Source organism: Nevskia soli DSM 19509, assembly GCF_000711955.1.
Lineage (GTDB): Bacteria > Pseudomonadota > Gammaproteobacteria > Nevskiales > Nevskiaceae > Nevskia > Nevskia soli.
The window spans coordinates 80,797-93,876 of the sequence record NZ_KL544000.1 but is presented as its reverse complement, the minus strand read 5'-3'; the positions used below and the strand labels follow the sequence as shown (position 1 = coordinate 93,876).

The 13,080-nt window shown below is 66.1% G+C and carries 13 protein-coding genes; 7 read left to right on the top strand and 6 right to left on the bottom strand.

Annotated elements, in window-relative coordinates; all coding sequences use genetic code 11:
• Positions 1-40: 40 nt before the first annotated feature.
• Together BP26_RS0125915 and BP26_RS29980 are read left to right on the top strand one after the other, a co-directional pair.
• Entirely contained in the window at positions 41-643 is a 603-nt protein-coding gene (locus BP26_RS0125915; protein ID WP_029923451.1) for a DUF2884 family protein, read from the top strand.
• 157 nt (positions 644-800) lie between these two features.
• Positions 801-1,007, top strand: a complete 207-nt coding sequence (locus BP26_RS29980) for a hypothetical protein (protein ID WP_157572783.1) — start codon at positions 801-803, stop codon at positions 1,005-1,007.
• A gap of 107 nt (positions 1,008-1,114) precedes the next feature.
• On the opposite strand, the gene BP26_RS0125905 is transcribed toward BP26_RS29980, so the two are convergent.
• A complete protein-coding gene (locus tag BP26_RS0125905) occupies positions 1,115-2,962 on the bottom strand; it encodes an alpha/beta hydrolase (RefSeq protein ID WP_051749554.1) in 1,848 nt (615 codons plus the stop codon).
• Positions 2,963-3,154: 192 nt separating this feature from the next.
• Here BP26_RS0125905 and BP26_RS0125900 point away from each other — a divergent pair, with 192 nt between their 5' ends.
• Positions 3,155-4,033 (top strand): crotonase/enoyl-CoA hydratase family protein, encoded by an 879-nt coding sequence (locus BP26_RS0125900; protein WP_029923449.1) that lies wholly within the window; start codon positions 3,155-3,157, stop codon positions 4,031-4,033.
• Positions 4,034-4,411: 378 nt separating this feature from the next.
• On the opposite strand, the gene ltaE is transcribed toward BP26_RS0125900, so the two are convergent.
• A complete protein-coding gene (gene ltaE / locus BP26_RS0125895) occupies positions 4,412-5,419 on the bottom strand; it encodes a low-specificity L-threonine aldolase (protein ID WP_029923448.1) in 1,008 nt (335 codons plus the stop codon).
• 244 nt (positions 5,420-5,663) lie between these two features.
• On the opposite strand from ltaE, the gene BP26_RS29975 reads away from it, so the two are divergent.
• The 3 genes from BP26_RS29975 (at position 5,664) to BP26_RS0125880 (ending at position 7,079) form a co-directional block, all read left to right on the top strand.
• Positions 5,664-5,831, top strand: coding sequence for a hypothetical protein (locus tag BP26_RS29975; RefSeq protein WP_157572782.1), 168 nt, complete (start codon positions 5,664-5,666; stop codon positions 5,829-5,831).
• A gap of 74 nt (positions 5,832-5,905) precedes the next feature.
• The gene (locus tag BP26_RS27175) at positions 5,906-6,343 is read left to right on the top strand and encodes a hypothetical protein (protein WP_051749553.1); all 438 of its coding nucleotides are present in this window, start codon (positions 5,906-5,908) and stop codon (positions 6,341-6,343) included.
• A 64-nt stretch (positions 6,344-6,407) separates the two neighbouring features.
• Complete coding sequence (locus tag BP26_RS0125880; protein WP_029923446.1) at positions 6,408-7,079, top strand: glutathione S-transferase; 672 nt, start codon at positions 6,408-6,410, stop codon at positions 7,077-7,079.
• On the opposite strand, the gene BP26_RS0125875 is transcribed toward BP26_RS0125880, so the two are convergent.
• Complete coding sequence (locus BP26_RS0125875) at positions 7,068-7,400, bottom strand: hypothetical protein (protein ID WP_029923445.1); 333 nt, start codon at positions 7,398-7,400, stop codon at positions 7,068-7,070. The two genes, BP26_RS0125880 and BP26_RS0125875, sit on opposite strands and share 12 nt — an antisense overlap.
• Positions 7,401-7,853: 453 nt before the next feature.
• Between BP26_RS0125875 and BP26_RS0125870 the strand changes: the two genes are divergently transcribed.
• Entirely contained in the window at positions 7,854-8,312 is a 459-nt protein-coding gene (locus BP26_RS0125870) for a PaaI family thioesterase (protein WP_029923444.1), read from the top strand.
• Here BP26_RS0125870 and BP26_RS0125865 read toward each other — a convergent pair.
• The 3 genes from BP26_RS0125865 to BP26_RS0125855 all read right to left on the bottom strand — a co-directional run bounded on the left by BP26_RS0125865 (position 8,297) and on the right by BP26_RS0125855 (position 12,886).
• Positions 8,297-9,130, bottom strand: coding sequence for a PGN_0703 family putative restriction endonuclease (locus BP26_RS0125865; RefSeq protein ID WP_029923443.1), 834 nt, complete (start codon positions 9,128-9,130; stop codon positions 8,297-8,299). The genes BP26_RS0125870 and BP26_RS0125865 overlap by 16 nt on opposite strands.
• Positions 9,131-9,140: 10 nt before the next feature.
• The gene (locus BP26_RS0125860) at positions 9,141-10,442 is read right to left on the bottom strand and encodes a chloride channel protein (RefSeq protein ID WP_029923442.1); all 1,302 of its coding nucleotides are present in this window, start codon (positions 10,440-10,442) and stop codon (positions 9,141-9,143) included.
• A gap of 104 nt (positions 10,443-10,546) precedes the next feature.
• Positions 10,547-12,886, bottom strand: a complete 2,340-nt coding sequence (locus tag BP26_RS0125855; RefSeq protein ID WP_029923441.1) for a DUF7948 domain-containing protein — start codon at positions 12,884-12,886, stop codon at positions 10,547-10,549.
• Positions 12,887-13,080 lie beyond the last annotated feature (194 nt).

Here is a 13,080-nt window from a genome sequence, read left to right as displayed (position 1 = left end):
CCATGGAGGCGCCGCCCTGTACCCGAGCCCGGAGCTTGCAATGAATCACGTCAACCTCAGATTCCTGATCCTGTTGCTGGCCATATCGTTTTCCGCCTGCGCCCATGCCGCTTCCAGCTACCATGGTTTCATGACCTTCGATAACGGTTCGGTCTCCCTGAAGAACGGCACGGTGGTGATCAAGGTCAAGGGGCATGAGAAGGCGCGGGTCGACGGCGACGGCAGGCTGAGCATCGGCGGCAACGAAGTGGCGTTGTCGCCGCAGGAGCAGGTGGCCCTGGCCAGGTACAACGCCAGCGCCCTGGTATTCACCGACAGGGCGAAGGACCTGGGCCTGGAGAGCGCGGATTTCGCGCTGCACACCCTGGGCCAGGTATTCAAGAGCGTCTTCGACGGCGCTACCGACCGGGTCGGTGAGGAAGCGGAGCGGGGCAGCAAGGTGATCGAAGCCAAGGCCGAGACGCTGTGCAGGCGCATGGACGACTGGCGCCTGGCGCAGGATGCCGCGGCGCAGGCGGTACCGGAGTTCAAGCCTTATGCGGTCATCGGCCCCGATGACACCAAGGATTGTTTCGTCGACTCGAAGGATCCCAAGGATGCCGCGCCGGCCATGCCCGATCCGGGGCCGCGTATCCCCAGCTGAGGCGCGGGGCCGCCGCAGCTGATGGAACTGTCAGCAGACGGCGTGGTCAATCTGCTGACGGGCGGGGAAATCCGCAGCAAGCTGGTGACCGTGTGTCGCCGTTCCGTCTGGCTGGATTTCCCAGCATCTGCGTAGGTTCCACTTCAGGAGGAAGGCAATGGACATGTTGAAAAACGTCGCGCTCGCCCTGGGCATCGTCGCTGTTGGCGCCGGCTTGGGTGCGTGCAACAAGAATGAAGCTCCGCCGGCGAATGCGGCGAGCAGCCCGGCTGCTCCGTCGACGGCCCCGGCGTACGGCGCCTCGTCTTCGTCCAGTTCCTCGGGCGGCGCCGCGACGGGCAGTTCTTCGGGGTCGGGCTACTAAACCGGAGCGTTGCAGATCGGATTCACCAGAAGGGCGGATCGCGCAGGCGATCCGCCCTTTTTCGTGGGCGGCGGCATGTGCAGGGCCCATGACGCGCACCAGCGTGGTCAGACACCCTGACGCACGATCTCCGATGAATCGAGGATCGGCAGCTGGATGGTGCCGGACAGATCCACCGCCGGCACGAACACATCGCGCGACCAGGTGATCGGATACTGCGTGTGGTAGGCGTACACCAGCAGCCCCAGCTGGTCGCCCTGCTTGAGGCGGATGCCGATGCCGTTCATGTCGGCGGCGTGGTCGCCGAAGCTGCGGATCGGGGTGAGCTGGGCGTCGACCAGCTTCCAGTCCTGCGAACCCTTGGCCAGGTAGCCGACGCCGATGAACAGGATCGGATCGCAGCCGCCGATGTTGAGCGGGTTGGTGCAGTCGGTGGGGCTGGAGCCGACCGCGTTCTTCATGTTCATCGACAGGGTCGGGATGCCGGCCACCAGCATGTCGTCGGTCGCCGCGGTGTAGAGCGGCTGTACCGACAGCAGGGCCTTGCGGATATCGCCGCCGAGCAGCGAGCCGACCACGCCGAGCAGGCTGTTGAGCTGCGGCGTGGTGGCCTTGAGCGTGAATTCCCGGCCGCCGTGCTTGATGTCGTGCACCTGGATGGCATCGCCGTCGGCGATGCTCATGCAGAAATCGGTGCCGGTGGTCAGCACCTTGTCGAGCGCGCCGCCGACACCCTGCAGCTTTTCCTGGAACCAGGCGAAATCGGCGTCGCTGACCTTGATGCCGCCGCAGGCGGAAGCGCCGCTGGGGCCCTGGAACTCGGGCGGATTGATCGCGGCGTAGAACGGATCCAGTGCGTCCTGCAGGTTGCTGCCCGGCGGCAGCGGCACGCTGGCCAGCGACACCGGCAGGATATGGCCGGACTGGTGCGAGATCAGGCGCACGTCGCCGCCGCCCTTTTTCAGGCATTGCCAGTTGGCGTAGCCGTTGTTGAAGTTGAACAGCGTATCCGGCATGCCCTGCGACAGCAGCACGTCGGCCTTGGGGAATGGCGCCGGCTGCACCAGGAAGGTATCCGGCACCGAAATCGGCAGCAGGAACTTCTGCGGACCGGGCTGCTCGCCGTCGCAGAAGTAGGCCGCGCTGTGATACTTGAAGTAGTTCAGCCCGGTCTGGGTGAATTCGTTGGTCAGGCCGGCGCTGATCAGGGTTTCATAGACGGTCGGGTCCTGCCGCGTCGGCAGTTCGCCCGAGGCCAGCCGCGTCAGCAACTCCGGCAGCACCAGCGCCGGCGTGCCGGCAAGTTCTCCGGCCTCGCCACCCGCCACCAGCGCCAGGCCCCAGCCGGACTTGACCACATTGCCCTCGTTGAGTGCGAAGGTCAGGTCGTGCGGCGTGATGTCCGGCGCCAGCACATGCAGGCGGTGTTTTGGATCCGCGCCCATCAGCAGGAACTGGTACATGCCGCCGTAGGAGCCGCCGTAGCTGCCTACCACCATGCTGCCGTCGCCGTGGCGGCGCAGGCCTTCCAGCTGCTCGGCCCAATCGAGCACCGCAATCAGGTCCTGGCCCTCGTAGTCCGGGTCCATGACGCGTACGGTGCCGCTGGACTGGCCGTCGCCGCGCTCGTCGATGGAGATGACGTAATAGCCGTTGTCCATCAGCTTCTGGATGAAAGCGTCCGGCTTGGTGGCGCGGGTACCGCCATAACCGTGGCTGTTCAGCACCAGCGGGTAGGTCTGGCCGGCCTTGAGATGGGTCGGTTCGAATACCTGGAACCAGACCGTGTCGCCGATCGGCGAGAGGATCTTCCGGGCGTAGATGGTGCCGTCGCGATCCTCTGCCACTGGCGTGGTGGTGCTGCCTTCACCGCCGCTGACGGGTGAACTGTTGCCGCCGCAAGCCTGCAGCAACAGCAACAGGAATAGCGGAAACAGCCGTTTGAACTGGCGCATGGTACTCCCCCTGGGCCGCCACATTTGCGGCATTTATTTATTTGAAGTTACGCGCCGCTCGATGGCGGCTGCGTACTTTCCCGAATTGTATACCCCGGCGCGGCGGCTGGATTAGCCCTGGGGCCGCGGGTGCTGTCCGCAAAGCCAGCCCCTGACGCCTTACACTTGCCCGGCGGGAAAACTGGAGAAGACATGAACTACAACACCCTCGACTGGTCGCTTGCCGACCGCGTTCTCACCCTTACCCTGAACCGTCCGGAGCAGCTCAACTCCTTCACCGTGGAGATGGCCAACGAACTGGTGCACGCCTTCGGCCGCGCCAGCGAGGACGATGCGGTGGGCGCGGTGGTGGTCACCGGCGCCGGCCGCGCCTTCTGTGCCGGCATGGATCTGACCAAGGCCGGCAACGTCTTCGGCCTGGACGAGTCGCTGACGCCGAGCCTGCGCGACATGAACGAGCGCCTCGACGATCCGGAGATCTTCAACGGCCTGCGCGACACCGGCGGCCGCGTCACCCTGTCGATCTTCGACTGCAAGAAGCCGGTGATCGCCGCCATCAACGGCCCGGCGGTGGGCATCGGCGCCACCATGACCCTGGCCATGGACGTGCGCCTGGCGTCGGAGAAAGCGCGCATCGGCTTCGTCTTCGGCAAGATCGGCATCGTGCCGGAGGCCTGCTCCACCTGGTTCCTGCCGCGCATCGTCGGCATCGCCCAGGCGCTGGAATGGACCTACAGCGCCGACATCATCGACGGCGAGGAAGCCAGGCGCGGCGGCCTGGTCAAGGCGGTGTATGCACCGGACCAGCTGCTGGCCGAAGCCTACAAGCTGGCCCATCGCATCATCGACAACCGCTCGCCGGTGGCTATCGCCCTGACGCGCCAGATGATGTACCGCAACGCCGCGCAGCCGCATCCGCTGGAAGCGCACAAGGTGGATTCGCTGGCGGTGTACTACACCAGCCTGCAGGACGGGAAGGAAGGCGTGAAGTCGTTCCTGGAGAAGCGTGCGCCGGAGTTCAAGGGCAAGGCTTCAGAGATGCCGCCGTTTTACCCTTGGTGGGTGAGCTGAAAAACGATGACTCAATGTCATCGTTTTTCAGCGAACGCCCGGCCATGGATGGCCGGGCCGGGGGTGCGCGTAGTGATGAAGTCGCGCCAGGGATGGCCAGGATGAGTCTGATACGGAAACCGCTTTCGCTTTTCCCTCGATGATTGGACTCAATGTCATCGTTTTTCAGCGAACGCCCGGCCATGGATGGCCGGGCCGGGGGTGCGCGTAGTGGTGAAGTCGCGCCAGGGATGGCCGGGATGAGGTTCGATACGGAAGCCGCTTTGAAGCTTTCGCTTCGATAGAAAACAGCGCCCCTCACCCCAACCCTCTCCCCACGTACGTGGGGAGAGGGAGTGGCGTAGCGGACGTGGGGAGAGAGGAAAATTCAGGGGGATATCAAACCCCCGCGAAGTACCCCTTCACCGCTTTCACCACGATTTCCACATCGGCTTCCGCGATATCCAGGTGCGTCACCAGGCGTGTGCCGTACAGCGCCTGCATCAGGATGTCGTGCTGCCGCAGGTGGTGTTCCAGCGGCGCGCAGTGTTCCTGCGGAATCTGCAGGAACACCATATTGGTCGCCTGTCCCGTCACCCGGATCTGCGCGATCTGCCCCAGTTCCTGCGCCAAAGCGGCGGCGTTGGCGTGGTCCTGGGCCAGGCGTTCGACGTTGTGCTCCAGCGCATACAGGCAGGCGGCGGCGAGTACGCCGGACTGGCGCATGCCGCCACCCAGCACCTTGCGCCAGCGATGGGCGTCGGCAAGCAGGGCCTTGTCGCCCACCAGCACCGAGCCCACCGGCGCGCCGAGGCCCTTGGAGAAGCAGATCGAAACCGAATCGAATGGCGCGCAGATTTCCTGCACGCCGCGGCCCGAGGCCACCGCGGCATTGACGGCGCGGGCGCCGTCGAGATGCGTGGCCAGGCCCTTGCCGCGGGCCAGCCGTGTGGCCTCTTCGACGTAGGCGGCGGGCAGCACCATGCCGTGAATAGTGTTCTCCAGCGCCAGCAGGCGGGTGCGGGCGAAGTGCGCGTCGAGCGGTTTGATCGCGGTGGCGATCTTCTCCAGCGGCAGCGTGCCGTCGACGGCGTTCTCGATCGGCTGCGGCTGGATGCTGCCCAGTACCGCCGCGCCGCCGCCTTCGTGGCGGTAGGTGTGCGCCAGCTGGCCGACGATGTATTCGTCGCCGCGCTGGCAATGCGCCATCAGGGCGGCGAGGTTGCTCTGCGTGCCGCTGGGGAAGAACAGGCCCGCTTCCTTGCCGGCGCGCTCCGCCACGGCGGCCTGCAGCCGGGCGACGGTGGGGTCGTCGCCCCAGACGTCGTCGCCGACTTCGGCGGCGCCCATGGCCTTGAGCATGCCGGGCGAGGGGCGGGTAACGGTGTCGCTGCGCAGGTCGATCATCGATGCAATCCGCCGCCTGCGGGGGCGGCGGCGGGTCTCCGCGTAAGGGTGTGGATGCGGACTTTAAGCGATCCGGCGGGGCCGAGTCTGCCTTGATCCATGACAGCGGCGGGTGGTGTCCGGGGCGGGTGAACCGTTCGTCATGAAAGCGCCGCCTCCGGGCCGTGCGCGCGGTTCAGTCGCCGTAAAGCGGAGGAGTCTTGCAATCGGGACAGCACGAAAGGTTTACCAAAGGGGGTGCGTCATGAATACAGGCATCCGCATCGTCATCGCCGCAAGCGCCTTGCTGCTGTTCCTCAGTCTCCGGCTGCTGTCCTTGTTCAAGCTCGACCGGGCGCTGCTGCTGCGCATCGCCGGCGGTTCGCACCTCGCCGCCGTACCGGTGCGGGCGCAGCGGGTGGAGCGGCCGTAAAGCCCGCACGCCGAACCTGATCGGGGCGGCCGAATCCCGTTATGCTGCGCGGCATGACAGGGGGGAGAGCGGCGATGCGCTTCGATCATGTTCCGCCGGGTACGGTGCGGTTCTGGGCCTGGGTGGATTCCAGCGTAACCCTGACCCTGGCGATTCCGCCGGTGGCGGTCGGCTTCCTGCATCTCCTCTATCGGGTCAACGGCTGGCTCGGTGGACAGGACGTATTGCCGGAGTTCGCACCGATCCACTTGTTCTTCGTCTGTCTCAGCGGGGTCCTGATCAGCCTGTGGGTGCTGGTGCGTTTGCTCCACCCGGTCGGCGTGCTGGCCTTCGCCGATGCCATGGGCCGCGCGGTGGTGGCCTCGCTGATCGTCTATTTCCTGGTCTGCACCGATGCGCCGCGTGTGCTCGGCCTGTTCGTTTTTACCGAATTGGCTGGCAGTGTTGCCCAATTCAGGGCGGTACTGAGGCAGCCGGCGCATCCGCAGCCCGACGCGGCACGTATCGGTTGACCAGCTGCCGCATTTACGGAATGGTGGCGCCACGCCACGCTCCTCACGGGAATCCTTCGCCGCCATGATCACGGTCCACCATCTCAACAATTCCCGTTCGCAGCGCGTGCTCTGGCTGCTGGAAGAACTGGGCCTGCCGTACGAGATCAAGCACTACCAGCGCGACAAGCAGACCATGCTGGCGCCGCCGGAGTTGCGGGCGATCCATCCGCTCGGCAAGTCGCCGGTGATCACCGACGCGGGCAATACCATCGCCGAGTCCGGCGCCATCGTGGAATACCTGGTCGGCCGCTACGGCAACGGTCGCCTGATCCCGGCGGAAGGCACGCCGGAGCGGTTGCGCTATACCTACTGGCTGCACTACGCCGAAGGTTCGGCCATGCTGCCGCTGCTGCTCAAGCTGATCTTCGGCCGCATCGCCACGGCGCCGATGCCGTTCTTCATCAAGCCCATCGCGCGCGGCATCGTCAAGAACGTGCGCAATGCCTTCATTGATCCGCAGCTCAAGCTGCACCTGGAATTCATCGAGGGCGAGCTGGGCAAGAGCACCTGGTTCGCCGGCGAGGAATTCACCGCCGCCGACATCCAGATGAGCTTTCCGCTGGAAGCGGCGGCCGCCCGCGGCGGCCCGGACGCCGGCACGGCGAAGCTGCAGGCCTTCCTCCAGCGCATCCATGCACGGCCGGCCTACAAGACCGCGCTGGAGAAGGGCGGAGTTTACGAGCTACTGAGCTGAGGCTTCGGCCTTGCGTGGGAGGGCCGCGGTCTGCGCCGTCGCGGCCCCGTCTTCATCCTCGGTGTCGAGGTGCAGCAATTCCCAGCTGTCGAGGTAGGGCTGCCAGGTGGCGTACCAGCGGCGATGGCGTTCGAGCTGTACCACCACGTAGGCCTCGTCCAGCAGGGCGGTGACGGTGTGGATGCCGGGCGCCTCGTGCACATGCTGCAGGCCCTGTTCGGCCACGATGGCGCCCGCCGGCAGCTGCAGCGAACGGCCCCGGTACGGTCCGTCCGCCCGGGCGGAATCTGGATGCAGCCAAGAGCGCAATTTCTTCAGCATGGTTCGATCGAAAGCGGCCGCGAGCGGCCCGTGCTCTATAAGGCGGCAAAACCGGGTCCCGGTTCGCCCGGGCGCGATGGACGGCACCCCACACCCGACAAGGTTGTCAGTTCCGTTCCCGCAGTTTGGTGCGGCGGCGTCCAGCCAGCATAATCCGGTCGCCTATCTCTAAGAGCCTGTAACAGAATGAATCGCACCTGCGTTGCAGTCCAAAATCGCGTCAGGCAAGGCGGAGGGGTGAGCCATGGTGATTCCATGGCTGGGGCTGACAACGCTGTGTGGCGCGATTTTGGGCGCAACCCTCCGGGACGGGGCCATTTTTGCGCAGTGCTGCGCCGGCCAGAGCGCACCATGGAATCACCATGCCGCACTCTGTCCGACTTGCCTGCGCAAAAATGACCGCCGTCGCAGGCGCGATTCATTCTGTTACAGGCTCTAAGCGGAGTCGCCACCATGCAAGCCCTCGACCCGGACTATGCCAAGCGCGTACGCGACAGCTTCGCGCGGCAGGGCGCGATGGCCCATCTCGGCGCCTTCCTGCACGAGATCCAGCCCGGACGGGTGGAAATCGACCTGCCGTACCGCCCGGAACTGAGTCAGCAGCACGGCTACTTCCACGCCGGCATGGTCGCCACCGTGGCCGATTCGGCCGGCGGCTATGCGGCCTACACCCTATTCCCCATCGACAGCTCGGTGCTGACCGTGGAGTTCAAGGTCAACCTGATCGCGCCCGCCGACGGCGAACGCGTGCGCGCGGTGGGGCAGGTGATCCGCAGCGGCCGTACCCTGACCATCTGTGAGTTGAGAGCGTTCGTACTCAAGGCCGGCAAGGAGACGCAGTGCCTGCATGGCATGGCCACGCTGATGTGCCTGCCGGGGCGCAGCGATGCGCCGTCTCAGCCGCCGAAGTAACGGGCTTCCAGGTAGGCAAGGTAGCCCGCATCCACCGGCGGCACGGATTGCCGCAGGCGCGTAAACAACTCCTGGTAGCTGAGCGCCTGGAAGCCCAGTTCCGCACCGACACGGCCGGCGAAGCGCTCGATCTCCCGGCGATGTTCCCGCGCCGCCGGTCCGCTCCAGTCGTAGTAGAGATAGTAGATGCCGATGCCGCCGCGGCATTGCGTGGCCATGCCCAGGGCATGCTTCAGCAACTGCGTGGCGTAGAAAAACCGGTAGCGGGTCAGACCGTTCTGGATCTCCTCGGCCAGAACCTGGCAGCCGGGCAGGCCGCGGCTGCTCCACAGCTTCGCGTCGTCCGGAAAATACTTGTCCTTGAAGCGGATCTTGGCCGGACGCCGCGGCACATGCCATTCGGTGAACTTGCTTTCGACGCCGATGCTGCGGCCTTCGGCCAGCGCGATGCAGACGTCGACGTTGGGCGGCGTGCCATCCGGGCTGATCGGGAAGCGCGCCTCGAAGTCGATCCGCTGCGCGCTGCCTTCAATGCCCAGGGCCGCCAGCAACGGCGCGGCGTCACGTTCGGCCCAATGTTCGAACACGTTGACCACCAGCGCCGCCGAGGAAAACAGCGCGCGCAACTTGGCCGGGTAGCGCGGAAAATCCTTCAGCTCGGCCGCCTCCTCCGCCTGGAATGCGGCGAGCGTGGCCGGTGCCATCGGCTGGCGCAGGTTGGCCTCGACGCTCTCCAGGTAACCGGGTGCGATCACCTTCAGGCCTGCGCCGAGCGCCCACGCCTTCTGCTGCTCCACGATGCGCGAACGCGACGACACCGGACCGGCCTCAGACCGGCTGCGACGGTTTGAGGAAGGGCAGCGCCAGCGCGCGATAGATCTGCTCTTTACACACCAGGCGCGATACGGCGAGGGCGAGGAAGGAGGTCGCGAGCATCGGCAGGATCAGGGCGTGGTCATCGAGCATTTCCATCACGATCACCGCGCCGGTGAGCGGCGACTGCGTCACCCCGGTGAAATAGCCGGCCATGCCCAGCACCACCATGGTTTCGAGCGGCGCCTGCGGCACCAGCGGCGCCAGGTCGGCACCGATGCCGGCACCGGTGGCCAGCGACGGCGAGAAGATGCCGCCAGGCGTCCCGGTCAAGTAGGAGGCCAGCGTGGCCAGCCATTTGTAGACCGGGAACAGCAGCCCGGGATGCGCTTGTCCGGTGAGCAGGCCGCGGGCCTGGTCGTAACCGGTGCCGTAGGTGCTGCCCTGCGAAAGCAGGCCGAGCAGCGCCACCAGCAGCCCCAGCGCGAAGGCCAGGGCGATGGGCCGCTGCGCCGCCAGCGCGGCGAGACGCCGGCTGCTGGCGATCAGCGCGGTGGCGAACAGACCTCCACCAAGACCGCCGACGCAGCCGCACAGCAGCACCCCGAGCCAGGCCCCGACGGTCGGCAGGTGCGCGTTGGAAACGCCGAAATAGGTGTAGTTGCCGAGCAGGGCGGTACTGACCACGCCGGCCAGGATCACCGCCGTGAGCAAGGTGCCGGTGGTGCGCTCCTCCATCGAACGCGCCATCTCCTCCACCGCGAAGACGATGCCGGCGATCGGCGTGTTGAACGCGGCGGCGAGTCCCGCCGCGCCGCCGGCCAGCACCAGGGCGCGGCGCAGGTAGTCATAGGGAAAGCGCGCGAAGCGGCCGAGCGCATCCATGATGGAGGCGCCCACATGCACCGTCGGCCCTTCACGGCCGACCGAGGCGCCGCCGAGCAGGGCCAGCACGGTGAGGACGATCTTGCCCAGCGCGATGCGCAGGGACAGCAGCCGCGAACGGTCGTCGGTCTCCGGCAGGTCGAGCGCCGCAATGGCCTGCGGAATGCCGCTGCCGCGGGCGCCGGGGACGAAGCGCTGGGTCGCCCATACCACCAGCACGAAGCTCAGTGGGGTCAGTAAGGGCGCCGCGAGCGGCCAGCGGGCGATGAAGCGGGCATGGACATGGATGGCCCAGTCGCAGGCCTCGGCAAAGCCCACCGCCACCAGTCCCACGGTGATGGCACCGCACCAGAACACCGCGCGGGTGCGCCAGTTGCGCAGCAGGGCCGGGCGGCTCGGACGCGTGGTCCAGTTCAGTTGCGGGAATGCCATCGCGCCAATGTTAACGCCTGGAACCGGGACTTCTATCGCAGGCGCAAAAAAACCCCGTGCCTTGGGCACGGGGCGTAGTCAGCGGCTCCGTCGCGGTGCGGGCGCTAGGGAGCCGGTTGCGGCTGTCCGCAGGGCGCGTGGCTGGGGTAGAGGATTTCGATCGGGAACACCACGCCGTCCGGCAGGGCACGCAGGGTGCAGCCGATGATGCCGCGGATCGGAATGGAGATGCCGATGCCCTTGCCGCCGGCGGTGACCAGTCCGGCGAAGACATCGGTTTCCCCCAGATAGGTCGAGTACATCAGGGTCTGCCCATTGGAACTGAACTTGGAGACGAAGCCGTCGCCGTGGCCGAAGCTCGCACCCTGCACCGGCTTGGTCGCGGGGAAGTTCTTCGAGGAAGTGTTGCCGGCGATGTAGGCATTGCCCTGGCTATCGAGGGCGACGGCGCTGGCGGTATCGTTGCCGGACGATCCCAGATAGGTGCCGTAGACCAGGCCACCGCTGCCGTGCGGGCCGATCTTGATCAGGTAAGCATCGTTGCTGCCCGAGTTCGCCGGCTGGTAGGGCAGGCGTGTGTGGAAGGTGGTGGAACTGGTGTAGCCGGCGACATGGATGTCACCGGCCACGTCCAGCGCCACGCCGGTGGCGACGCCATCCAGGTAGGTCGAGAACACCAGGGCATTGCCGGCCGAACTCAGTTCGGTGACGAAACCGGGGCCGGCCGTGGTCTGCAGCGGCGCCTGCTGCGGGAAATTGTTGGCGGTGCTGTAGCTGTAATAATTGTAGGTATTGCCCGCCACATACGCGTTGCCCAGGGCGTCCACGGCGATGGCGTTGACCGAATCGTCGAAAGTGCCGCCGAGGTAGGTGGAGTAAACCAGTGCGCTGCCGCTCGGATTGATCTTGGCGACGAAGGCATCGGAGAACTGGTCCGAGGATGTCGGTTGCACGAAGGGCGGTGACAGCGCCGGCTGGAAGGCATTGCGTACCGGGAAGTCCGCGGACGCCGTGCTGCCGCCGACGTAGGCGTTGCCGCTGCCGTCGATGGCGATGGCGTTGACCGAATCCGAATTGCTGCCGCCGATCAGCGTGGCGTAGATCAGCGTGTTGCCGGCGGGGCTCAGCTTGGTCACAAACCCGTCGTAGCTGCCGCCGGCATAGCTGGTCTGCAGCGCGCCGCCGGTGGTGGGGAAGAACAGCGAGGCGGTGTAGCCGCCGATGTAGGCATCGCCGGCGGCGTCCACGGCGATCGACTCTCCGACGTCGTTGGAGGTGCCGCCGAGGAAGGTGGAGTACACCATGCCCTTGCCGTCCGGCCTCAGCTTGACCACGAAAGCGTCGTCGTAGCCTTGCTTGCTGCGCTGCGCGGGATTGAGGGTCGGGAAATCGTTCGAGTTGGTATAGCCGGTGACGTAGGCGCTGCCCGCCGCATCCACCGCGACGGCATTCGCCTCGTCGTCACTGCTGCCGCCGAAGTAGGTCAGGTAGACCAGGGCATTGCCGTCCGGGTTCAACTTGGCGACGAAGGCGTCGTAGTGGATCAGGGTGCCGACCAGCGGCAGGTTGCGAAGCCAGTTCATCGGCGTGGAATAACCCGCGATGTAGGCGCTGCCGGCGCTGTCCACCGCCACCGCCTTCTCCACCTCGGTATTGACGCCCGGCACGTACAGGTTCAGTGCCAGGATCGGATCGATCACCAGAGTGCGACCGGTATCGTAAGCGGCCACCTGGAACGCGACCCTGTCGCGGCCGAGCAGCCGGTAGGCGGCCGCTACCGTGGTGCGCCGCCCGTCCGCATCGTCCTGGTAGACCAGCGGATGTTGTTGCACCACATCGCCGGCGGCGATGGTGATGAGCAGGTTGCCGTCGGCATCCAGGCGCAGTTTCCGCGCACCGTCAAACTGCAGCACGATGGTGCGCGGATCGGCGCCGGGGGCTACATTGAAATCGTATTCGAGCCGATTCTGGTTGCCGTAGTAGACCAGGTCCACACCGGGATAGACGCCGGCCTGCCGTACCCTGGCGTACTGCGCGATGCCGGTACGCCATTGCCGCGCGTCGTTACCTTCGAGATAGTTGCTGCTGCCGGGCAACGCTGCCTCGCCGCTCAGCACGCTGGCGCTGTTGCCGCCGACCAGGTGTTCATGCAGCACGGCGCCGAGCGCTTGCCGCCGGCCGTGGGTGTCGGTTGGGGCCGCGACGGGCAGGCTCAGTACCGCGCCCCGGGTGCCGAGGCCGATGCCGTAGCCGGCGCCCCGCGCCAGAAATTGCATCGAAGGGTGCGCCTGGCCCTGGTTGACCTCGAAGGCCAAAGGCAGGTTGCCGTATTGCGCCGCGGCCGTCGCCTTAAGTGCGGCGTCCGGGGCCTTGGAATAGGCGGGAAAGGCGAGAAACGCGCAGCAACAAAGCAGCGAGGTCGCTGCCAGACTCTTGCGGTCCATGTGATCTCCTCCCTGTGCGACACCTGAATCCTAAATCATATTTTCCGCGGACTCCCGGTAAATCAGGCGATTACCGCAGTTTTCCCCCGCAGCACCATGAAGGCGCAGCAAATTTTCCGAATTGGGAGGCACAGCTGATATAGCGCTGCAACAGTACTAGGCGGGCGGCCCCGGGCTGTACCGTCCAGGCCCGT